The sequence below is a fragment of the Nocardia sp. NPDC059228 genome (genome assembly GCF_042754245.1).
Lineage (GTDB): Bacteria > Actinomycetota > Actinomycetes > Mycobacteriales > Mycobacteriaceae > Nocardia.
The window spans coordinates 160,071-182,579 of sequence record NZ_JBHZAL010000008.1 but is presented as its reverse complement, the minus strand read 5'-3'; the positions used below and the strand labels follow the sequence as shown (position 1 = coordinate 182,579).

The following is a 22,509-nucleotide window of genomic DNA, read 5'->3' as shown; positions in this document are numbered from 1 at the left end:
GCCGGAGGTGAGGAGACGGAATTGAGTCAGGCGCGGAGACTGGGCTACCGGCTGGCAGCGGCCGGGGCCTGCGGGATGCTCGGGCTGGCCGCCGGGTGCGGGAGCAGCGGGGATTCGGCGGCGCACGATCAGCATGTGCTGCTGCTGTCGATCGACGGCATGCACCAGTCGGATCTCGCCGGCTATGTGGCGGCGCACCAGGATTCGGCGCTGGCCAAGCTGGTCGCGCGCGGCGCACAGTACACCGGCGCGCAGGTCCTGGCGCCGGCCGACTCCTTCCCGGGCACCATCGCGATGATCACCGGCGGCAGCCCCAGGACCACCGGCGTCTACTACGACGACACCTGGGCCCGGGACCTGCTCCCCGCCGGCACCAAGGACTGCGCCACCGCAAAGAAGGGTGCGCAGGTCCCGCTGACCGAAGAGATCGACAAGAACACCGACGAGCTCGACGGCGGCCAGGGCCTGACCGGTCTGCCGGACGGCATCGCGGCCATGACCGGAGATCCGAGCTCGGTGCTGGATCCGGCCAAGCTGCCGGTGGATCCGGCTACCTGCAAGCCGATTTCGCCGTCGGACTATCTGAAGGTGAACACCGTCTTCTCGGTGGTGCACGACGCCGGGCAGCGCACCGCCTGGTCGGACAAGCACCCGGCGTACCAGATCATGAACGGCAAGGGCGGCCGCTCGATCGACGACCTGTTCACCCCGGAGATCGACAGCAAGTCGCCGAAAGGTGATGCCTGGACCAAGGACCCGGACCAGATCAGGCGTTACGACACCTACAAGGCCGACGCGATCGTCAACGAGATCAACGGCAAGGACCACTCCGGCGTCCAGCAGGCCGGCGTGCCCGCGGTGTTCGGCATGAACTTCCAGGCGGTGTCGGTCACCCAGAAGCTGCCCGCGTCCAAGGGCTACTCCGCCGACGGGAAACCCGGTGCGCTGCTGTCGGCTTCGCTGGATTTCGTGGACCAGCAGATCGGCCGTTTCGTCACCGCCCTGGACCGGGCGGGCCTGGCCGGCAGCACCACCATCGTGCTGACCGCCAAGCACGGGCAGTCGCCGATCGATCCGAACGCGCTGACCCGGGTCGACGACAAGCCGATCATCGATGCGGTGAACAAGGAGTGGGCGGCCACCCACCCCGAGACGCCGAAGCTGATCGCGCACTCGATCGACGACGCCGCCATCCTGTGGTGGCTGGCCGACCGTTCGCCCGAGGCCACCGCCTTCGCGAAGCGAAAGCTGCTGGAGGCCAGCGGAACCGGCACCGACATCAATGGCAACCCGAAGCCGTTCACCGCGTCGGGCGTGGACACCGGCCAGGTGTACGCGGGCGCGGACGCCGTGAAGTACTTCGGCGCGGACGCTGATGACACCCGCGTGCCCGACCTCTTCGCCGGCACCAACGGCACGGTCTACACAGCCGGCAAGTCCAAGATCGCCGAGCACGGTGGCACCAGCACCGACGACCGCCACGTCCCACTGGTGGTCGTGGGCTCGGGCATCTCGAAGCACGATGTCCCCGACCAGGTTTCCCTCACCCAGGTCGCTCCGACCATCCTGGCTCGCCTCGGCCTGGACCCCCGCAAACTCGACGCCGTGAAATCCGAACACACGGCGACCCTGCCGAGCTAGGGGGTCCATACCAGATCAGGGAGCTCTCAACGCGGAATTCTGTCCGATACCGCGTGGTGAGGGCTCCCTGATCGCTGTCCAGGGGGATTCACGACTGGAAGCGGTAGCCCATGCCCGCCTCGGTGAGCAGGTGTTTGGGCTGGGAGGGGTCGTCCTCGAGTTTGCGGCGCAGCTGAGCGAGATAGACACGCAGGTAATGGGTTTCGGTCGCATAGGACGGGCCCCAGACCTCGCGCAGCAGCTCACGGCGGCCGACGAGCTTGCCGCGATTACGGACCAGCATCTCCAGCACGCCCCACTCGGTGGGAGTCAGGTGCACGTCGTGGCCGTGGCGGGTCACCTTCTTGGCCGCGAGATCGACGGTGAAGGAAGCGGTTTCGATGACCGGCTCGGCGGTGTCGGCGGTACTGGCCGAGCGGCGGACGGCGGCGCGCAGCCGGGCCAGCAGTTCGTCCATGCCGAAGGGCTTGGTGACGTAGTCGTCGGCGCCGGCGTCGAGGGCCTCCACCTTGTCGGAGGAGTCGGTGCGGGCGGAGAGCACGATGACCGGGGCGGTGGACCAGCCGCGCAGTCCGGCCAGCACCTCGATGCCGTCCATATCGGGCAGGCCGAGGTCGAGAATTATGACGTCCGGGTGCTTCTCGGCGGCCGCGCGCAGGGCCGCGGCCCCATTGGACGCGGTGGTCACCTCGTAGCCGCGGACCGACAGATTGATGCGCAGGGCGCGCAGGATCTGTGGTTCGTCGTCGACCACGAGCACTTTGATCGGCGCTGCCGCCGCGTTCGTCACCCGACCTCCTCTTCGGTGTTCGCGGGGTCGTCCCCCGCGGGCAGATCGATCACCATGGTCAAACCGCCGCCCGGGGTGGGCTCCGCGTGCACGGTGCCACCCATGGCGTCCACGAAACCGCGCACCACCGACAGGCCCAGGCCCACGCCGGTGGAGGTGTCGCGGTCGCCGAGTCGCTGGAAGGGCTCGAACAGCTGGTCCTCCAGGCCGGTCGGTACGCCCGGACCGGTATCGACCACCGTAACGGCCACCCGCTTCCCGACCTGCTCTGCCGCCACCCGCACCATCGAATCCCTGGGGGAGTAGCGGGCGGCATTGTCGATCAGATTGGCCAGGACCCGTTCCAGCAGACCGGGATCGGCGCGCACCGAGACGGTGTCGACGTCCACCTTCACCCGGTCCATGGTGGTGCGGCGCATGCCGCGGGTCCCCATACCCATGAGCGCGTGATGCACCACCTCGTCGAGGTAGACCTTGCGCACCTGCGGCTTGATCACGCCGACCGCCAGGCGCGAGGAGTCCAGCAGGTTGCCGACCAGCGCGGTGAGCTGATCCACGGATTCCTCGATGGTCTCCAGCAGTTCGGCGGTGTCCTCGGGGGAGAACTCCACATCGTCGCTGCGCAGGCTGGACACCGCCGCCTTGGCCGCGGCCAGCGGGGTGCGCAGATCGTGGCTGACCGCCGAGAGCAGGGCGCGGCGCAGCTTGTCGGCCTCCATGACCGCCTGCGCGGCGCTGGCCTCCTCCTGCAGCTGCTTCTGCTGCACCAGTCCCGCAGCCTGATTCGCGACCGCGCCCAGCACCAGGCGGTCCCCGGAGGTCACGGGACGTCCTCGCAACAGCAGCCAGTGCATGTCATCGCCTGCCTCCAGGGCGGTTTCGGCGTCGCTGACCATCATCGGCGGGCGCTCGCCCACCGACGCGATGACCTCGTCGTCGGTGACCAGGCTGACGGCGTCCTGGCCGTAGGTCTCGCGGGCGCGTTCGAGCAGATCCGGGAGATCCGCGCCGTGCAGCACCGAGCCCGCGAACAGCGTCAGCAGCTCGGCCTGGCGAGAGGCCTTGCGCGCCTCCAGGGTTCGCTTGGCGGCCACATCCACCAGCGCCGCGACCGCGACCGCCACGAACAGCAGCACCACGATGGTGAGGAAGTTGTCGAGCTGGTCGATGGTGAGGCTGTAGCGGGGTTCGGTGAAGAACCAGTTCAGCAGGACACCCGACAAGAGCGCCGACAGCGCCGCGGGGGCCACACCGCCGAGCAGCGCGACCGCGATGACGCCGATGAAGAACAGGGCGCTCTCACCGCTGAGGTCCAGCAGGCGATCGAGCCAGAAGTAGATGACCGCGCAGATCACCGAGGGCACGATGAACGCGGCCGACCAGGAGCCGACCTTGCGCTCGCGCCGGGTCAGTGAGGACCAGCGGAAGCCGCCCTTGTTGGATTCCTCGTGGGTCACCATGTGTACGTCGATCTTGCCCGACTCCTGCACCACGGTGGCGCCGATACCCTCGTCGAGCATGCGCGCCCAGCGTGAGCGGCGGGAAGTGCCCAGCACCAGCTGGGTCGCATTGACCTGCCGCGCGAAATCCAGCAGCGCCGTGGGCACGTCCTCGCCGGTGACGGTGTGCAGGCTGGCGTCGAGGCTGGTGGCCAGGTCGCGCAGGCGGTTCAGCCGTTGCGTCGAGACCCCGGCCAGGCCGTCACCGCGCACGATGTGCACCACGATCAGCTCGGCGCTGGATTTGGCGGCGATGCGGCTGGCGCGCCGCACGATGGTCTCCGATTCCGGGCCGCCGGTCACGGCCACCACGACGCGTTCGCGCGCCTCCCAGGTGGTGGTGATCTTGTGGTCGGCACGGTATTTGGCGAGCGCGGCATCGACCTGATCGGCCAGCCACAGCAGCGCCAGCTCGCGCAGCGCGGTCAGATTGCCCGGGCGGAAGTAGTTGCGCAGCGCCGCGTCGACCTTCTCGGCGGCATAGACATTGCCGTGGGACATGCGGCGGCGCAAGGCTTCCGGCGTGATGTCCACCAGCTCCACCTGGTCGGCGGAGCGAACCACCCAGTCCGGCACGGTTTCCCGCTGCACCACGCCCGTGATCTGCTCGACCACGTCGTTGAGGCTCTCCAGATGCTGCACATTCACCGTGGACACCACGTCGATGCCCGCGTTCAGCAGGTCCTGGACGTCCTGCCAGCGCTTCTCGTGCTTGCTGCCCGGCACGTTGGTGTGCGCCAGCTCGTCGACCAGCACCACCGCCGGATGCCGCCGCAGTACGGCGTCCACATCCAGTTCGGGCATGGTGGTGCCCCGGTACTCGATCATCTTCGGCGGTATGCGCTCGATTCCGGCGAGCAACTCGGCGGTCTTGTTGCGGCCGTGGGTCTCGACGACGGCGGCTACCACATCGCGCCCACGCTCGAGCCGCCGATGCGCTTCGGCGAGCATCGAGAAGGTCTTGCCTACGCCGGGGGCCGCGCCGAGGTAGATCCGTAGTTGCCCGCGTTTCACTCGTCCATCATCGCGCGGTGTGCGCGGAAGCCCTGCTGTGCCGTGTGGATGGATTCGCGAGTGCCTTCGGCGGTGGCCAGGACGCGCAATATCAGCGCGCAACCGAGGAACCCGAAGATCACCATCAGGGTGACGGCGATGTGCGGCACGGCTTCTCCTTTACCTATCGGGGGTGTGCGCCCGGGCGCGCGTGCGCCAGTGCGGGTTCCCACTTCATACCTCCGATGCTGGTCAGGTCGCTGATCCTGACGGTTTCTTTACGGTGGTGTCTCGCGTTGTTGACAGGATCCGAGCGGGTTCGGAAAGACCCACCGGTACGAGATCAAGCTGGATGTCGGCATCCGGGAGTCGCTCCGTGAACCACCGCACGGATAGCAACAAAGTGGCAAACATCGTGCTGCACCGATGGCGAGGCTATTCGTGTGATGCGTGAGTCGCTTGCGGCTCGATGCGACTTATGGGCAAATAATGTGGTTTACGCCACACTTTCCTGCATGACACAGTTACTGTGTAGCTATCATTCTTGATGCACGTGTCCGATAACCAGTGGTCAGGGGAGCTGTTCCAAGTCGAATCCAGCGAGAGGGCGGTCGCATGACTCGTCGGTATGGAGAATCCAAGACCAGCGCGTCGCGACGCGCCCTGCTGCCGGTCGTCGGCGCGATACCGCTGGCTGTCGCGGTGACCTGCTCCATCGCCGCGGGCGACGCCGCGGCGCAGCCCAGCGTCCCGGCTCCCGCTGCTGTCGAGCAGCTCTGGACGAGCCCGGTACAGCCCGCTGTGTTCGGCATCCCGGTGCCGCAGAGTGTCCCCGACACCGTGCTCGATCAGGCGAAAAACGCTGCAGCCGCTGCCAATGCCGCCGTCGGCGGCGGCCTGCACTCGGTCGACGACAACTTCTCGGACAGGGTCACCAGGCTGAATGTGAATAGCGGCACCGCCGGTCTCATCATCGGCACGGTCGTGGCGGGTGTGCCGGGCGCGGTGGTCGGGGCGGTGCCGGGAGCCATTATCGGGGCTGCGTTCGGTGCGATTGCCGGCGCGATCGCGGGCGGCGTCGTCATGGCCGTCCCGACCATGGGAATGGGTGCGCCCTTGGGGGTCGCAGGCGGCGCCCTCGCGGGGGCCGGCGTCGGTGGTGTGGTGGGTGCTGTGGCCGGCGGGCTATTGGGCGGTGTTTCCGCTGGTGTCGTGGGCGCAGCCGTCGGTTACGAGCTCGGCGCAGCCACCGGGCAGGGCAACGGTATGCAGGGCACCTAGCCGGAATTCACCACGCTCGAAAAGACTGAACGGTACGAGATCTCGCGCGGGCAGTGTGGGAACCCTAAGCTGTCGTCCGTGAATTCCGGGCGGGCAATGGTCGACGGGCGTTTCGAGTTGATCGAACCACTCGGCAGTGGCGGCATGGGCACGGTGTGGCGCGCCTACGACATCGCGCTGCACCGCGAGGTGGCGTTGAAAGAGGTGCGGGCCGAAGGCGACGCGGGCTCCGCGGAGGTGCAGCGGGAACGGGTGCTGCGCGAGGCACGCGCGCTGGCGCGCATCACGCACCCGAATGTGGTCGCCATCCACCACATCGTGGACACACCCGCCGAGAAACATCCGTGGATCGTGATGGAACTGGTCGCGGGCGGCTCGCTCGCGGACCGGCTGGACGAGGGGCCGATGTCGCCGGGGCAGGCCGCCTGGATCGGTCGCGGCATCCTGGCCGGCCTCCGCGCCGCGCACGCGGTGGGCGTCCTGCACCGCGATGTGAAACCCCCGAACGTGTTGCTGCGCACCGATGGTTCGCCCGTCCTCACCGACTTCGGCATCGCCGCGGTGAACGACGTCACCGGTCTCACCTCCACCGGCAGCGTCGTCGGCTCCCTCCCGTACGTCGCCCCCGAACGCCTCCAGGGCCACGAGGGCAACCCCGCCTCCGACCTCTGGTCGCTCGGCCTGGTCCTCTTCGCCGCCGTCGAGGGCTATCAGCCCATGCGCCGCGACACCGACGTCGCCACCCTCGCCGCCGTCCTGATGGGCGCGGTCCCGCCCCCACGCCAGGCGGGTCAGCTGACCCCGGTCCTGCAGGCCCTCCTGGTCCCCAACCCCGGCCACCGCCCGCCGGCCGACCAGGTCGACCAGATGCTCGCCCAGGTCACCCAGGACTTCACGCCGCCGTCCCAGGGCTTCCAGCCGTCGCCGCGGGACCTCACGCCGCCGCCCCATTTCCAGGGATTCACGACGGCGTCCGGACCCCAGGACGCGCCGCCGTCGCAGGGCTTCCCGGCAATGCCCCCGCCCCAAGGGTTTTCGACCGCACCGCAGCAGCAGGGCTTCCCGACCGCGCCACCGCCGACGGGATACCCGACAGTCCAGCAGCCCCACGGATTCACCGCATCCCAGCCGTTTCCACCTGGCTCGCCGAACCCTGTCCACCCTGCGCCGCAACGCAATTCGCGCGCCTTGATCCTCGCCGGCGTCGGTGTCCTCCTGGCGGTCGCCGCGGTCGCGGCCATCGCCTTGTGGCCCTCCTCCTCCGGCGGCGGCCAAGGCCAATCGGGTCAGCCGAACATCCCCACCCAACCCACGGGCATCCCCCTGAGCGGCATCATCCCGCCCACCGTCATCGCCCCCACCACCGCCAAGGGCGACGCCACCACCGATCTGCTCACCCCCGACGGCGTCCGCAAGGCCGTCGCCGCCCTCGAAAAGGTCACGGGCGGCAAACAATTCACCGAAACCACGATCTACCCGACCTACATCAGCACGGGCGCCCCCGTCCAGGGCCAGCCCAAACTCTACGACCAGTTCTCCTACCGCAACGGCACCGCCAAACGCGACGGCGCCGGCAGCCAGCTGACCGACCCCACCATCGACCTCGGCTCCATCAACTGGGATCTCCTCCCCACCCTCCTCACCGCCGCCGCCCAGCAACTCAACGTCCCCAAACCCACCAGCCGCTACATCATCGTCAACCCCGCCTGGACCTTCAACGACGACCAGCCCAGCCTGCTCGTCTACCTCTCCGACGACTACGGCGGCGCCTACCTGGCAGCCGGCCTCGACGGCACCATCGTCAGGACCTACCCCCGCAAGTAACCCCGCCGTTCAGGCCACGGTCGAGGCCGGCCCGGCCACCCGGTTCCGTTCCCGATGCGCCTTCTGGCGACAGCCCGGGGCGCAGTAGCGAGCCCGCCACCCGATCCCCGACCGCGAAACGCGGGTCCCGCACATGCGGCACCCGTTCTCGTCCCGATCGTCGGCCTCGTCCTCGGCCGTGATGGAGATGGTGTCGAGGGTGGCGCGGTCGAATTCCGGTCGGCCCGAAGAGAATCCAGGGTCAGACCTGTCAGACCCTGGTGGAAGGCGGCCTGACGCAGGAGACGGCGGACGCCCGGGCTGGCCGCTCCAGTTTGCCAAGGCCCTGGCGAGCATCGCTCTCCAGGGCTTTGCTGCGTCCGTGTTTCCTTGAAATACCCGGTCCTGATGGTTCCTTGATGGATTTTGGCAGGATGTCGACGACATTCGTGCGACACACGGGGCGACGCTGTAAGCGGAGCGTCAATGAGGCTCTCTGGGACGCTAAGAAGGCGTAAAGGACCTCGAAGTTGGGCTTTTCGGGCGCTTGACTCACTCCGGCGCGTCTTGGGGCGCGCCCGTAAGCAGAGAGGTTTCGAGACATGCTCGTCGTCGTGTTCACGGTGCTGACGGTGGCGATCTTCGCCCTGTTCGGCTTGATCCAGCGCGGGGCGGAACGGCTGTGACGCAGAACATCATCGGTCTGCTCCTGGCCATCGGCATCGCCATTTATCTGATTGCTGCACTGCTGTTTCCGGAGAGGTTCTGATTGACTTCCCCCTCCCAAGTGGGAGGAGATCCCGCCCTCACGAGCGGGGCTTCCTGTTTCGTCGCCGACTGCTGAAAGGATGCCCTTTGCAGTCTTACGTCAGCTCCACAGGCCGTCGCCGAAAGTCCTTCGGCCAGAATGTTCTTGGCCGCGTTCACATCCCGATCGTGGCGGGTGCGGCAGGACGGGCATTGCCACGTCCGAATCTCGAGGCGCAGCTCGGGCAGCTGGTATCCGCATGCGGAGCAGATCTTGCTGCTGGGAAAGTAGCGACCGACGACTACGAGTTGTCTTCCCCACTTGTCGCACTTGTAGGCGAGCATGTTTCGGAAGCTCGACCACCCGCAGTCGCTGATCGCACCTGCGAGCTTGCGGTTGCGAAGCATGCCGCGAACGTTGAGATCCTCAATCGCAATGATGTCGTACTGGCGAACCAGTCGGGTGCTGGTGACGTGGAGGAAGTTCTCGCGAGCGCGCCGGATTCTTCCGTGGGCTCGGGCAACCCTGAGAGCAGCCTTCTTCCGGTTCTTCGAGCCTTGCTGGCAGCGGGCCATCCGTCGCTGGTAGCGGGCAAGCCTGGCAGCCTTGCGGGCCAGGTGGCGTGGGTTGTCGACTTTGTCTCCGTCGCTGGTCGATACAAAGGAGCTGATCCCGATATCAAGACCGGTCGATACCCCTGTCAAGGGCAGTGGAGGTGGTCTATCAGCCTCCAGTTGAATGGTCAGATACCAGCTGCCATCCGCTTCCCTGCTGACGGTTATGAGGGACGGATCCAGGCTCGCAGGGCCGATTTCGGGCCAGGACCAGACATATTCAATCGGCGCGGTTTGTTTGGCGAGGATCAAACTCCCTCCTCGCCAGCGGAATGCGCTCTTGGTGTAATTGATGCTCTGTCTAGTAGTGCGCGATTTGAAACGCGGGTACTTGGTACGACGGGCGAAGAAGCTCGTCAGCGCCCGGTGCTGATGGCGCAAGACTTGTTGCAGTGGAACCGAGGATACTTCATTCAAGTATGCGAATTCTGGCTGCTTCTTCAGTTCTGTGAGATATCTGTCGGATTCGGCGTAGTTCGTCTGGATTTTGCTCATCCTGTATCGCTCGGTACGCCAGTCCAAAACAAGGTTCCATACTTTGCGCGCGCAGCCGAACGTGCGGCTGAGGTTTGCCGCCTGTTCGTCGGTCGGATAAGCCCGGCATCGGTAGGCCGTACGCACGATCGCAAGTCTATTTCGAAAGGCATGCCTGTGACAGGCAATAATCCAATTTGTCCGCGTGCCGCAGTGGCGACACGCCAAATCTCATTCGTGTCCGAGGTTCCGAGTGCCCCGAGGGCTGCCGAGTGAGCACGACGACCGCAGGGCTGCTCTTCGTCATATCCCTGATCATCGCGCTGGCCGCGGTGCATGTGCCCTTGGGCGACTACATGTATCGGGTTTACAGCAGCGACAAGCATTCTCGGGCCGAGAAGGGCATCTATCGACTGATCGGCGTGCAGCCGGGCGTCGAGATGACCTGGGCCGTCTACGCGCGCAGCGTGCTGGCCTTCTCGGCCATCAGCGTGCTGCTCCTGTTCTTCCTGCAGCTGATTCAGGGCAAACTGCCGTTGCACCTGAACGATCCGGGTACCAAGATGACCCCGGATCTGGCATGGAACACCGCCATCAGCTTCGTCACGAACACGAACTGGCAGAACTATGCCGGTGAATCGACGATGGGTCACGTTGTTCAGGCCGTGGGCCTGAGCGTGCAGAACTTCGTCTCGGCGGCCGTCGGTATGGCCGTGGCGGTCGCGCTGGTGCGCGGTTTCGCCCGGCGTCGCAGCGGCGAACTCGGCAACTTCTGGGTGGATCTGGTGAGGGGAACCACCCGTATTCTGTTGCCGCTGTCGATCGTGTTCGCCATCGTGCTCGTCGCGGGCGGCGCCATCCAGAACCTGCACGTGTACGACCAGATCGCCCAGACGGTGGGCAACACCGGTTCGCAAACCCTGCCGGGCGGACCCGTTGCCAGCCAGGAGGCGATCAAGCTGCTCGGCACCAACGGCGGCGGTTTCTACAACGTGAACTCGGCGCACCCGTTCGAGAACCCGACCGCGTGGACCAACTGGGTCGAGATCTTCATGCTGCTGGTGATCAGCTTCTCGCTGCCGCGGACCTTCGGTCGCATGATCGGCTCCAAGAAGCAGGGCGTGGCCATCGCCGCCGTCATGGCGACCCTGGCCATCCTCAGCGTCACCGTGATGAACCTCTTCCAGCTGCAGCACCACGGCACGGTGCCATCCGCCATCGGCGCGTCCATGGAAGGTGTGGAAACCCGTTTCGGCGTCTCGAATTCGGCGACCTTCGCCACCGCGACCACGCTCACCTCGACCGGCGCGGTGGACTCGGCGCACGACTCGTACACCAGCCTCGGCGGCATGATGACCATGTTCAACATGCAGCTCGGTGAGGTCGCGCCCGGTGGCACCGGTTCGGGCCTGTACGGCATGCTGATCCTCGCGGTCATCACGGTGTTCATCGCCGGTCTGATGGTCGGCCGCACCCCGGAGTACCTGGGCAAGAAGATCACCCCGAAGGAAATCAAGCTCGCCGCTTCGTATTTCCTCGTCACCCCGCTGATCGTGCTGACCGGCACCGCCGTCGCCATGGCCCTGCCGGGTGAGCGCGCGGGCATGGCCAACTCGGGTCCGCACGGGCTCTCGGAGGTGTTGTACGCCTTCACCTCCGCGGCCAACAACAATGGTTCGGCCTTCGCCGGTCTGTCCGGCAATACCGTGTGGTGGAACACCGCACTCGGCCTGGCCATGGTCTTCGGCCGCTTCATTCCCATGATCTTCGTACTGGCACTGGCCGGTTCGCTGGCGGCGCAGGGTCACACCCCCGCCTCCGAGGGCACGCTGCCCACGCATCGGCCGCAGTTCGTCGGCATGGTCGCGGGCGTCACCGTCATCCTGGTCGCGCTCACCTTCCTGCCGATGCTGGCGCTCGGCCCGCTCGCTGAAGGAATCCACTCATGAGCACTCCCACCCTCGATTCCGCGCCGGCGGAACAGGCGCACGGCAAGCCGAAACGCGGTGTCTCGGCGGGGTTGTTCGACCCCAAGATGCTGGTGAAGTCCCTGCCGGACGCGGTCAAGAAGCTGGATCCGCGCATCATGTGGCGCAATCCGGTGATGCTGATCGTCGAGATCGGCGCGGTCTGGTCCACCATTCTCGCGCTGGTGCATCCGACGTTCTTCGCCTGGGCGATCGTCGTATGGCTCTGGCTGACAGTGATTTTCGCCAACCTGGCCGAAGCGGTGGCCGAGGGCCGCGGCAAGGCGCAGGCCGACACCCTGCGAAAGGCCAAGACCGACACCATCGCTCGCCGTCTGGTGAACTGGTCCCCGGGCGCGCGTGTGGTCGAGGAGCAGGTTGCGGCCCCCGACCTGCAGCGCGGCGATTACGTGGTCGTCGAGGCGGGCCAGGTCATTCCGGGTGACGGCGATGTCGTGGAAGGCATTGCCTCCGTGGACGAGTCGGCCATCACCGGTGAGTCCGCGCCGGTCATCCGCGAGTCCGGTGGTGACCGTTCCGCCGTCACCGGCGGCACCACGGTGCTGTCGGACCGGATCGTCGTCAAGATCACCCAGGAGCCGGGCGGCTCGTTCATCGACAAGATGATCGCGCTGGTCGAGGGCGCCTCGCGGCAGAAGACGCCGAACGAGATCGCGCTCAACATCCTGCTGGCCGCGCTGACGATCATCTTCGTGTTCGCGGTCGCGACCCTGCAGCCGCTGGCCATCTTCTCGAAGGTCAACAACCCGGGTGTGGGCGACAACCAGGCGCTCGATATCAACGGTGTCACCGGCATCGTGATGGTCTCCCTGCTGGTGTGTCTGATCCCGACCACCATCGGCGCACTGCTGTCCGCTATCGGCATCGCCGGTATGGACCGTCTGGTGCAGCGCAATGTGCTGGCCATGTCCGGTCGTGCCGTCGAGGCCGCCGGCGACGTCAACACCCTGTTGCTGGACAAGACCGGCACCATCACCCTCGGTAACCGCCAGGCCTCGGACTTCGTGCCGATGCCCGGCATCACCGCCGATGAATTGGCTGATGCCGCACAGCTTTCCAGCCTCGCGGACGAGACCCCCGAGGGCCGCTCCATCGTGGTGTACGCCAAGCAGGCATACAACAAACGCGAGCGCACCCCGGGCGAGCTGGTCGGCGCCAGCTGGGTGGAGTTCACCGCCCAGACCCGTATGTCGGGTGTGGACCTGGCCGATGGGCACCAGTTGCGCAAGGGCGCGGCCAGCGCCGTCACCGAATGGGTGCGCGGCAATGGCGGTGAGGTCCCGAACGAGGTCGGCGTTGCCGTCGACGGCATCTCGGCCTCCGGCGGCACCCCGCTGGTGGTGGCGGAGATCAAGAAGGGCACCGCCACGCTGCTCGGCGTCATTCACCTCAAGGATGTCGTCAAGCAGGGCATGCGGGAGCGCTTCGACGAGATGCGCAAGATGGGCATCCGCACCGTCATGATCACCGGTGACAATCCGTTGACCGCCAAGGCCATTGCCGACGAGGCGGGCGTGGACGACTTCCTCGCGGAGGCGACTCCGGAGGACAAGCTCGCGCTCATCAAGAAGGAACAGGCCGGTGGCCGCATGGTCGCCATGACCGGTGACGGCACCAATGACGCGCCCGCGCTCGCGCAGGCCGACGTGGGTGTCGCCATGAACACCGGAACGTCGGCGGCCAAGGAAGCCGGCAATATGGTCGACCTGGATTCCGACCCGACCAAACTGATCGAGATCGTGGAGATCGGCAAGCAGTTGCTGATCACCCGTGGTGCGCTCACCACGTTCTCGATCGCCAACGACATCGCCAAGTACTTCGCGATCATTCCCGCGATGTTCGTGGTGCTGTTCCCGGGCCTGGACGTCCTGAACATCATGCGGCTGCACTCGCCGCAGTCGGCGATCCTGTCGGCGGTCATCTTCAACGCGCTCGTCATCGTGGGCCTGATCCCGCTGGCGCTGCGCGGTGTGAACTACCGTCCGTCGAGCGCGTCGAAACTGCTGAGCCGCAACCTGTACATCTACGGCCTCGGCGGCATCATCGCGCCGTTCATCGGGATCAAGCTCATCGACCTCGTCATCCAATTCTTCCCGGGGATGTCCTAATGCGTATGTCAACCTGGATCCGGCAACACATCGCGGCGCTGCGCGCGCTGCTGGTGCTCACGGTGATCACCGGGATCATCTATCCCGCGGTGGTGCTGGGCATCTCGCAGATACCCGGGCTGAAGGACAAGGCGGACGGGTCGCTGATCACCAAGGACGGAAAGCTGGTGGGCTCCAGCCTGATCGGGCAGGCGTTCACCGACGGCAAGGGCAACGCGTTGGTGCAGTACTTCCAGACGCGTCCGTCCAACTCCGCCCCGACCGACGGCAGCCTTCCCGACGGCTACGACCCGACCAACACCGCCTTCGGCAATATGGGCCCGGAGTCGGTGGTCGACAGCCTCGACGCCAGTGACCCGAAGAAGGACAAGCTGAGCCTGCTCAGCACCGTGTGCTCGCGGAGCGCGGCGGTCGGCCGGCTGGAGGGTGTGGACGGCAGCCGTCCGTACTGCACCTCCGGTGGCGTCGGCTCGGTGCTGGCGGTCATGGGCGATCGTGACTCGCATGGTCTGGTCACCCACCCGACCCAGGTGATCAGCGTCAACGAGCCCTGCTCCACCGATCCGAAGAACCCGACCACCCCCTTCCAGGAGGCGTACGAGGGTGTGAAGGTGGAATGCGCCAAGCGCGGCGAGGACTACTCGGCCGGTCGGATCGTGCCGATCCGCGGCGACGCCTCCTCCGACACCCCGGTGCCGACCGACGCGGTGACCGCCTCGGGCTCCGGCCTGGATCCGCAGATCTCCCCGGAGTACGCCGCCATCCAGGTGGCGCGGGTTGCCAAGGCGCGCCACGTCTCCGAAGATCAGATCAAGGCCCTCGTGGATGCCCACCGGAGCGGCCGGGCCCTGGGCTTCATGGGTGAGCCCACGGTCAATGTCGTCGAGCTGAACTACGACCTGGACAGCAAGTACCCGTCCAAGGGCTGATCAGCCGACTCGGGGGGGTCCGGTCGCTTCGCTCACGAAGGCGACCGGGCCCCTTGGCATGTCACCGTATCGACGCTGGAGGCCTCTGCCGCGTCGGAGTATTCGGTGCGTGCGGATTGGTGGCTGCGATGGTGCAGCAGGCGGTGGCGCCCGGCGCAGGGGGCCGGTCGTTGCCGAGCATCTCCAAGGCCCCGAATTCTGTTGTGTGACCGCGTCATCGGTAGCGCGTATGGATTCGGTAAAGAAGGTGGGCCGGGGCGGACTGGGGCCGTCAAGGTCGGGCGACCAGCCCGTCCGCACGGCCTAGCGTCGGTGGCGACACGGTTCCGTGGTCGAAAGGCGAGGCGTCGGTTCGATGGACAACCCAGCGGATGAGCTGTCCGCACTACGTGAGCTGGTGAATCACCGCGGCGTGGTGGAGTTGCTCGACCTCCTGGCCCGCGAGCCGCACACGGTGCGGCAACTGCGCGCCGAACTCGGCCTCCGCAGGCCCGGAGTCTCGCGAGTTCTCCGGCTTCTCGCCGCATACGGTGTCGTCACCGCCGACCACGTCGGCACCTGGGACGACCCCCTCGATTTCGCCGGCCCCGTTCATCTGACCGAAAGCGGCTGGCGCACCATCGAATTGCTGAGCAGCTTCGCGGTCTGGGAAGCGCTCTACCAGCACCCGCATTCGGCCCGCGACCGCTGATCACCAGCCGGGTCCGCGCAGCATCGGGCCCGGAATCGTCGTGTCAGGGGGTGTGTCAGGCCCGTGTCAGGTGTGTGGCAGCGGGGGCGACGACAGTTGCGGACATCGCCCGACGCGGATCAAGGAGCAACCTGCCATGACGAACAACAGCACTTCCCCGGCCACCTCGACCTGGACCGGCATGGTGGCGGTGGAGGACACGGCCCTCGCGGTCAGCGACACCGGCGGTAGCGGCGTTCCGGTCGTCTACCTCAACGGTTCCTATGCCACGCAGAAGAACTGGAAGAAGGTGATCGCCGATCTCGGTCCCGGTTTCCGGCACATTACCTTCGACGAGCGGGCGCGCGGTAAGTCGACGACCTCGGCGGACTACTCGTTCGACGCCTGTGTGCGGGATGTCGATGCCGTGCTCGCGGCGCGGGGTGTGGAGCAGCGGCCGGTTCTGGTGGGCTGGTCCTACGGTGCGCTGGTCGCGGTGCACTGGGCCGACCGGAACCCGGACCGCATCGCGGGCGTCGTGTCGGCCGACGGCGCGATGCCCTGGGGTTTCACCGACGAGGAGAACCTGGAGCGGATCCGGGCGATGTTCCGCAAGATGGGGCCGATGATGCCGGTGCTGCGCCCGCTCGGCCTGGCCGCGCGGATGAGCGCCGAGCAGCACGCCGAGGTCAATGTCGAGCTCAACCAGCTCTGCGCCGCCCTCGGCCCGGTCCTGGAACGGCTGCGCTGTCCGGTCCGCTACGTCGTGGCCACCGGCGCCAATCTCGGTGCGGCCGAGGAGGAGATCGAAGCGGTCCGGGCCTCCCTGGAACCGCTGCTGGCGATCAACCCGAACCTGACGGTCAGCGCACGGGTCGCCAGCAATCACTCCAAGATCCTCGCCAAGGATTTCCACGCCGTCGCCGACGCCGTCCGCGAGACCGCGTCGGCTCTCGACCGGCTCAGCTGAGCCGGTCGATCCATCTGACACTCACCAGGTTTCAGGACACCCGTGCACTTCGGCCACCACCGGTCCGGGATGGAGCTACCACCAGTCCAGGATGGGCTGGAGTTCGCGGGCCAGTTCGGGGGCCATGGACCGCGAATAGCTTGCGGTCAAATGGTGTTCGTCGTGGTAGATGAGGATGTTGCCCTCGACGACGGGGCAGATGTCGTGCTCGCAGACCGCGTCGTTGGGGTCGATGAGGTGCATGTTCGGGAAGGCGGCGGCGGGGGTGGCGGCCGGGTTCTCCGCATTGAGGGCCTCGGCGCGCGGGATGCCGCAGCTGAGGCGATCGCCGCCGCCGGCCAGGCAGTCGATGGCGCGATAGCGAATGCCGTTGCGGCGCAGCCACGGAGTGTCGCGGATGCCGATGAGCTGGAGGCCCCGGTCGGAGAGCGCGGACCAGACGTCGACGTAGTCCTGCGGGGTCTCGTCGCCGCCATTGTCGCTGGGGCGGGTGGCGGTGGTGAAGACGTAGTCGGGGCGCTCCACGCCGAGCCGGTCGATCACCTCGGACGACCAGTCGCGGCAATCCGGATTCTGCTGGCCCTTGTACACGGGCTCCTCGGCGACCGTGAGCGGGCAGCCCATCTTCAAGTAGACGACGACCCGGAAACGGTACTGCTCGCCCAGGATCTGCAATGCCGGAATCCAGTGCTCGGCATGCGAATTGCCCACCACCGCGAGGGTCCGGTGCGCGTCGCGGTCACCGTAGGTGCAGGTGGTGACCGCGCGGGTGTCGAAGTCGGAGATGCAGCCGTCACGCGTGGGGTAGGGGATATCGGCGGGGGCTTCCTCGGTGGTGGGGCGCATCGGGGCGCGCGGCACCAGCGCGTGATCGGTGAGCGCCTCCGCACCCGGATATTTGGCGGGATCCAGCTCGCCGACCGCGTGCGCCTTCGCACCCATGCTCCACTGCCAGGCGAGGGTCGAGCCGACCAGCAGCACCCCGACCGTGGACACCGCCACCCCGGCGAGCACGCGGCCGAGCGCGGGGGTCGCGGCGGGCCGCGAGCGCAGCCGTAGCGGCTCCTCGACCAGATGATGGGTCACGAAGGCCAGCAGCAGCGAGATCAGGATGATGACCAGCCCGCCCAGCCACCCGGCCCGGCGCTGATGCTGTTCACCCAGATAGAAGATGAGCATCGGCCAGTGCCACAGGTACAGCGCGTAGGCGAACCCGCCGAGCTGCACCACCGGTCCGGTGGCCAGCAGGCGATTCACCACCGGCTGATCGGCGGTATCGCGGCCCGCACCCGCGAGAATCAGTGCGGCCGTGGCCAGGACCGGAATCAGGGCGGCCGGACCGGGGAAGACCAGGGAGCCGTTCACCATCCAGCCGCAGCAGGCGATGGCCGCGATTCCGGTCCAGGCGAACACTTCCCGCGTCGGCCTGGGCAGCCGGATCAGCGGCGCGGCCAGGGCGAGCAGACCGCCCACCAGCGGTTCCCAGGCGCGGGCGAAGGTGTCGTAGTAGTTCCAGCCCTGCTGGGTCGAAACGCCTTCACCGGCATGGCGGAACGAGATGAAGGCGGCGGCGGCGAACATTACCGCGAGCGTCAGCCGCAGCATGCCTTCCTGTCCGATGCGGCGCAGCAGCGGGTACTCGGCGGCCAGTTTCCACGCCCCTGCTCGGACCACGCCGCGCAGCACCCAGGCCACGGCGGCGACCGTCAGCAGCACGACGAGATACATCTGGCCCTGGACCGACATCGACCACAGATGCTGCAGCGGGCTCACCGAGGGATCCGCGGCCAGATAGTCCGACCAGGACAGCGCCAGGTACCAGTTCTGGTAGTAGAACAGCGAGGCCAGCGTCTGGCCGGCGATATTCGACCAGCGGGTGTGGGGGAGCAGCACCACCGTGGCGACGACCACCGCCGCCAGCACCACCACCATGGCGGGCAGCAGCCGGCGCAGCGTGCGCCGGATAGTGGTCAGCACCCCCACCGATCCGCTGTCGGCGCGGCGCACCAGCATGCCGGTGAAGAAGAAGCCGGACAGCACCAGGAACACGTCCACACCGCCGGATACGCGTCCGGCCCAGATGTGGAAGGCGACCACCAGCGCGATAGCTACGCCACGCAATCCGTCCAGATCGCGTCGGTAGGCCCCGGGCCGGGTGGGTGCGTCCGGTGCGTCCTGTCGGTCGCTGCCCGGCGCGGTCGGGTGATCGGTGCTGGATATGGACATGGCGGCTGCCATTGTCGGTCAGGGGTCGCGGAAATTACCAATCGCCACACAGAACAGGTCCGTGTTGTGCCGATTGTCGCTGGTCAGGCGAATGCGAAATAGCGCAGCCACAGATATGGCGCGGCCACCGAAATCGTGACCGCGGTCACCGGAATGCCCTTCCGGGTGAATTCCCAGAACGAGATCGGATGGTCCGAGCGCCGTGCAATGCCGAGCATCACCACATTCGCGCTGGCCCCGACTGCTGTGAGATTGCCACCGAAATCCGCGCCCAGTGTCAGCGCCCACCACAGGGCATTCCCCTGGGCCGGGTGATGAACGTGCTCCACCAGCTGGGCCACCAGTGGACTCATGGTCGCCACGTACGGGATGTTGTCGATGACACCCGACAGCACCGCCGAGACCACGAGTATCAGCAGAGTTGCCACGAGCGCGTCGCCGCCGGTGAGTTCGGTCGCGGATTTCGCCAGCCGGGCGATCACACCGGTTTTCACCAGCGCCCCGATCATCACGAACAGACCGGCGAAGAACAGCAGCGTTTCCCATTCCACCGCGGACAGGTAATCCCGTTGCGGCAGACCGGAAATCAGCACCAGCGCGCCCGCGCCGAGCAATGCCACCAGCGACGGTTCGAGGTGGAGAACCGGGTGGCCGAAGAATCCCGCGAACACGGCGGCGAGCACAATTCCGCACTTGATCAACAGCTTCGGATCGCGAATCGCCTCGCGCTCGTTCAGCTGCATGATGTCGGCGGCGCGTTCGGGATCGACATCGAAGGAGCCCTGGAACAGGCGCGGCAGCAGCAGGGTGAACACGGCCAGCGTGATCAGCACGATCGGTGTGAGATTCAGGAAGAAGTCGTTGAACGACAGCCCCGCCCGGCTGCCGATGATGATGTTGGGCGGGTCGCCGATGAGGGTCGCCGCGCCGCCGATATTGGAGGCCAGCACCTCGGCGATGAGGAACGGCGCCGGCGGCACCTCGAGGCGCTCGCACACCAGCAGGGTGACCGGGGCGATGAGCAGCACGGTGGTGACATTGTCCAGGAAGCCGGACGCGGTGGCGGTGATGAGCACCAGCAGGATCATCACCCGCAGCGCGGATCCCTTGGCGCGCTTGGCCGCCCAGATCGCGACGTACTCGAAGATGCCGGTCTGCCGCAGTACCCCGACGATGATCATCATGCCGAGCAGCAGGTAGATGACGTTCCAGTCGATGCCGGTCTCGTGCGAGTAGAAGACGTCGTCGGAGTCGAGGATGCCGATGCCGATGACCACGCCCCCACCGACCAGCGCCGCAATGGTCTTGTGCACCCGCTCCGTCGCGATGAGCACATACGCGACGACGAAAACAGCGATGGCGACAGCGGTCATGACTGCCGCCCCGGCGGGCTCAGTTCGCCAGCGCCACCTCGAGCAGCCGCGCGGACGTGATCACGCCGAGCAGCGTCGTCCCGTCCTGCACCGCCACCAGCGGCGACTTGTACTTCGCCATCAGCGCGGCCACCTCGACGATGTTGTCGTCGGCCTTCGCCGCCGGAATCTTGGTGAGCCGCTCCGGAATCACATCCCGAACCTTCTTGCCCCGCAACCGCTTCACCACCTGTCCGCACATGGACTCGTTCAGCACCCCCGCCAGCGACGGATCGTCCTGCACGTACTTCGGCACGATGAACAGCACCACCTGCGATGCCGGCAGCACCGAATGCGGCTCCCCCTTGGCATCGGTCACCAGAATCCCGGGTAGTCGATGCTCGGCCAGCAACTTCGCCGCGTCGATCGCGTCGGAGTCCAGATCGATCACGGGATAGTCCTCGGCCATCTGAGCGGCATGCATAACTGCAGGATACGACGAACAGCCGGGCATTCACGGCAGCAGAATACGTCAAGATCGAAAACGGATGCCGCATCGAAACTCCCAGGTCGGACCGTGCGGCCCGAGGTTTCGGACCGGCCGACCAGACTTCCCGGCACACCGCGTGTAGAGATTTCGTCAACGGTACCGCGAACGGGTTTACCTGTCGCCTGGGTGGCTGAGCTCGTACACCCGGCAGGCCGAGCGGATAACCGGATAGGAGACGTTGCGGACCTCCACGCCGCCTGCGGTGCGGCCGAATTCGGTGCCGCCGTGGGCATGGCCGTGGATGGCGAGGGCGGCGCCGGCCGCGTCCACCGCCTCGGCGAGATCGTGACAGCCCAGGCCCGGGTAGATCTTCGGGGCTTCGCCGGCCAGGGTGTCCACGACGGGGGAGAAGTGCATGAGGGCGATGCGGAGACCGGTGTCCAGGGATTCCAGGGCGGCGCGCAGGCGGGTGGCGTCGGCGGGGCCGCGGCGGAAGCGGGCGCGGTGTTCGACACTGCCCTCGGCGGGATTGCCCGGGTGGCCGGGAAATCCTCCGCTGCCGCCCATCACCCCGGCGATGCCCAGGCGAATCCCATTGACGGGCAGGGTGATCGCGGTGCCGTCGAGGATGTGGACGCCGATCTCGCTGAGCCGCACCGAGATCCGGAAGCCGAGCCGGCGGTCGTGATCGTGATTGCCCAGGACGGCGACCACCGGGACCGGCAGCTCCTCGATCTCGGCGCACAGCGCGTCGGTGTCGCGCAGGGTGCCGCCATTGGTCAGATCACCGGCCAGCAGCAGCACATCCGCGCGTTCACCCAGTTCCAGCAGGGCGGGCCGGAATCGGCCGCGCATGCTCTCGCGCATGTGCAGATCGCCCACTGCCGCGATCCGGACGCGTCCGGAATCGCTCTCACCACGGCCCATACCGTCAGCCAGCCACAGAACCTTCCTGGCTGTCAACGCTATTCGGGCCGTGGCCGGTGCGGGCCTACTCGCCCAGGGGCTCCAGCCGCAGCGGGACGCCGATCCGGTTCCACAGGTTGATCTGCGCGGTCACCGCGACCAGACCCGCCCGCTGGCCCTCGTCGAAGTGCTTCTCCACGCCCGCCCAGATCTCGTCGCTCACCCCGTGCGGGCCGAGTTGCGTTGCGGCCTCGGCGTATTCCAGCGCGGCCTGCTCGGCCGGGGTGAAGAGCTCGGACTCCCGCCAGGCGTTGAGGTGCCAGAGCCGCCGCTCGGTCTCGCCCTCCTTGCGGGCCTCGGTGGAATGCATGTCGATGCAGAACAGGCAACCGTTGACCTGCGAGACGCGGATCTTGACCAGTTCCCGCACGGTGGCGTCGAGGGGGCCGCGACGGATCGCGGTCTCGGCGGCGATCCAGGCCTTGTAGACCTCGGGGGCCGCCTGCTGCATGTTCAAACGCGACATGGTGTCGTCCTTTCCTCCGGTTCGTTTCCACACCAAGGACGAGACAGGGCCCGCGGACGTGACGGGTGGGCCGCTGTGGCCTCGATCACACCAGCGTGGCGCTGGTCGCGGCCGCAGTTGCCGATGGGTTTCCGGCCCGCGTCCCAGCTGGACCGGTCGGCTCCTTTGGTCCGGAGGGTGGCGTTTGCCGTAATTGTGCGAAATGCGGCGCGGCGGACAATAATCCGCACGTGGGAACAGTTCTGCTGATCGCGCTGGGTCTGTTGTGCTTCGTCACCGGACCCGCATTGGCGCTGGTTATCGTGCTCGCCGTACGAGGGTCGGCGCGGGGCGCCGCCGCCGCGCCCCGGTCCGGACGCCGTGATGCCGGACGGATACCCGTCGGCGTCCACCAGAGCCATCGCCGATAGCCACGGGATCGCCCGCGCGACGGCCGGGTTCCGATGGATCCCCCAGGCGATCCACCGGAACCCGGCCGGACACCGGATCACCCCTGAACCG

Annotated in this window: 19 protein-coding genes; 10 read left to right on the top strand and 9 right to left on the bottom strand. The window is 67.0% G+C overall.

What is annotated here, in order from left to right; translation table 11 throughout:
- Positions 1–21: 21 nt before the first annotated feature.
- A complete protein-coding gene (locus ACFXKA_RS15935) occupies positions 22–1,641 on the top strand; it encodes an alkaline phosphatase family protein (protein WP_379427763.1) in 1,620 nt (539 codons plus the stop codon).
- An 88-nt stretch (positions 1,642–1,729) separates the two neighbouring features.
- On the opposite strand, the gene ACFXKA_RS15930 is transcribed toward ACFXKA_RS15935, so the two are convergent.
- Genes ACFXKA_RS15930 through ACFXKA_RS15920 form a run of 3 tightly spaced genes read right to left on the bottom strand, consistent with a single transcriptional unit; the run spans position 1,730 to position 5,093 of the window.
- Positions 1,730–2,431 carry a response regulator gene (locus ACFXKA_RS15930; RefSeq protein WP_354837780.1) on the bottom strand — a complete coding sequence of 234 codons (702 nt, stop codon included), beginning with the start codon at positions 2,429–2,431 and terminating at the stop codon, positions 1,730–1,732.
- Positions 2,428–4,944, bottom strand: coding sequence for an ATP-binding protein (locus tag ACFXKA_RS15925; RefSeq protein ID WP_379427762.1), 2,517 nt, complete (start codon positions 4,942–4,944; stop codon positions 2,428–2,430). Before ACFXKA_RS15925 ends, ACFXKA_RS15930 begins: the two co-directional genes overlap by 4 nt.
- On the bottom strand, positions 4,941–5,093 hold the full coding sequence (locus ACFXKA_RS15920) for a hypothetical protein (protein ID WP_379427761.1): 153 nt from the start codon (positions 5,091–5,093) through the stop codon (positions 4,941–4,943). Before ACFXKA_RS15920 ends, ACFXKA_RS15925 begins: the two co-directional genes overlap by 4 nt.
- Positions 5,094–5,538: 445 nt before the next feature.
- Here ACFXKA_RS15920 and ACFXKA_RS15915 point away from each other — a divergent pair, with 445 nt between their 5' ends.
- The 3 genes from ACFXKA_RS15915 (at position 5,539) to kdpF (ending at position 8,776) form a co-directional block, all read left to right on the top strand.
- A complete protein-coding gene (locus ACFXKA_RS15915) occupies positions 5,539–6,204 on the top strand; it encodes a hypothetical protein (protein ID WP_379427760.1) in 666 nt (221 codons plus the stop codon).
- A 78-nt stretch (positions 6,205–6,282) separates the two neighbouring features.
- A complete protein-coding gene (locus ACFXKA_RS15910; protein WP_379427759.1) occupies positions 6,283–8,028 on the top strand; it encodes a protein kinase in 1,746 nt (581 codons plus the stop codon).
- Positions 8,029–8,689: 661 nt separating this feature from the next.
- Positions 8,690–8,776 carry a K(+)-transporting ATPase subunit F gene (gene kdpF / locus ACFXKA_RS15905; RefSeq protein ID WP_364613994.1) on the top strand — a complete coding sequence of 29 codons (87 nt, stop codon included), beginning with the start codon at positions 8,690–8,692 and terminating at the stop codon, positions 8,774–8,776.
- Here the strand turns inward: kdpF and ACFXKA_RS15900 are convergent.
- Positions 8,737–9,990 carry an RNA-guided endonuclease InsQ/TnpB family protein gene (locus ACFXKA_RS15900; RefSeq protein ID WP_379427758.1) on the bottom strand — a complete coding sequence of 418 codons (1,254 nt, stop codon included), beginning with the start codon at positions 9,988–9,990 and terminating at the stop codon, positions 8,737–8,739. The genes kdpF and ACFXKA_RS15900 overlap by 40 nt on opposite strands.
- 125 nt (positions 9,991–10,115) lie before the next feature.
- Here ACFXKA_RS15900 and kdpA point away from each other — a divergent pair, with 125 nt between their 5' ends.
- From kdpA to ACFXKA_RS15875, 5 genes are all read left to right on the top strand, one after another.
- The gene (kdpA, locus tag ACFXKA_RS15895) at positions 10,116–11,792 is read left to right on the top strand and encodes a potassium-transporting ATPase subunit KdpA (RefSeq protein ID WP_379427757.1); all 1,677 of its coding nucleotides are present in this window, start codon (positions 10,116–10,118) and stop codon (positions 11,790–11,792) included.
- Positions 11,789–13,939 (top strand): potassium-transporting ATPase subunit KdpB, encoded by a 2,151-nt coding sequence (gene kdpB / locus ACFXKA_RS15890; protein WP_379427756.1) that lies wholly within the window; start codon positions 11,789–11,791, stop codon positions 13,937–13,939. The genes kdpA and kdpB overlap by 4 nt, the downstream gene beginning before the upstream one ends.
- On the top strand, positions 13,939–14,868 hold the full coding sequence (locus ACFXKA_RS15885) for a potassium-transporting ATPase subunit C (RefSeq protein ID WP_379427755.1): 930 nt from the start codon (positions 13,939–13,941) through the stop codon (positions 14,866–14,868). Before kdpB ends, ACFXKA_RS15885 begins: the two co-directional genes overlap by 1 nt.
- A gap of 355 nt (positions 14,869–15,223) precedes the next feature.
- Positions 15,224–15,559: a winged helix-turn-helix domain-containing protein gene (locus ACFXKA_RS15880; protein WP_379427754.1), complete on the top strand. Its 336-nt coding sequence runs from the start codon at positions 15,224–15,226 to the stop codon at positions 15,557–15,559.
- Between the two features lie 136 nt (positions 15,560–15,695).
- Positions 15,696–16,508, top strand: a complete 813-nt coding sequence (locus ACFXKA_RS15875) for an alpha/beta fold hydrolase (RefSeq protein WP_379427753.1) — start codon at positions 15,696–15,698, stop codon at positions 16,506–16,508.
- 75 nt (positions 16,509–16,583) lie between these two features.
- On the opposite strand, the gene ACFXKA_RS15870 is transcribed toward ACFXKA_RS15875, so the two are convergent.
- The 5 genes from ACFXKA_RS15870 to ACFXKA_RS15850 form a co-directional block, all read right to left on the bottom strand.
- Positions 16,584–18,734: an acyltransferase family protein gene (locus ACFXKA_RS15870; protein ID WP_379427752.1), complete on the bottom strand. Its 2,151-nt coding sequence runs from the start codon at positions 18,732–18,734 to the stop codon at positions 16,584–16,586.
- 83 nt (positions 18,735–18,817) lie between these two features.
- Positions 18,818–20,107, bottom strand: coding sequence for an ArsB/NhaD family transporter (locus ACFXKA_RS15865; RefSeq protein WP_379427751.1), 1,290 nt, complete (start codon positions 20,105–20,107; stop codon positions 18,818–18,820).
- A gap of 19 nt (positions 20,108–20,126) precedes the next feature.
- A complete protein-coding gene (locus tag ACFXKA_RS15860) occupies positions 20,127–20,570 on the bottom strand; it encodes a CBS domain-containing protein (RefSeq protein WP_354837760.1) in 444 nt (147 codons plus the stop codon).
- A gap of 177 nt (positions 20,571–20,747) precedes the next feature.
- On the bottom strand, positions 20,748–21,458 hold the full coding sequence (locus tag ACFXKA_RS15855) for a metallophosphoesterase (protein WP_379427750.1): 711 nt from the start codon (positions 21,456–21,458) through the stop codon (positions 20,748–20,750).
- Positions 21,459–21,567: 109 nt separating this feature from the next.
- Complete coding sequence (locus tag ACFXKA_RS15850) at positions 21,568–22,008, bottom strand: carboxymuconolactone decarboxylase family protein (RefSeq protein ID WP_354837756.1); 441 nt, start codon at positions 22,006–22,008, stop codon at positions 21,568–21,570.
- Positions 22,009–22,238: 230 nt separating this feature from the next.
- On the opposite strand from ACFXKA_RS15850, the gene ACFXKA_RS15845 reads away from it, so the two are divergent.
- The gene (locus tag ACFXKA_RS15845; protein WP_379427749.1) at positions 22,239–22,418 is read left to right on the top strand and encodes a hypothetical protein; all 180 of its coding nucleotides are present in this window, start codon (positions 22,239–22,241) and stop codon (positions 22,416–22,418) included.
- The last annotated feature ends 91 nt before the right edge of the window (positions 22,419–22,509 follow it).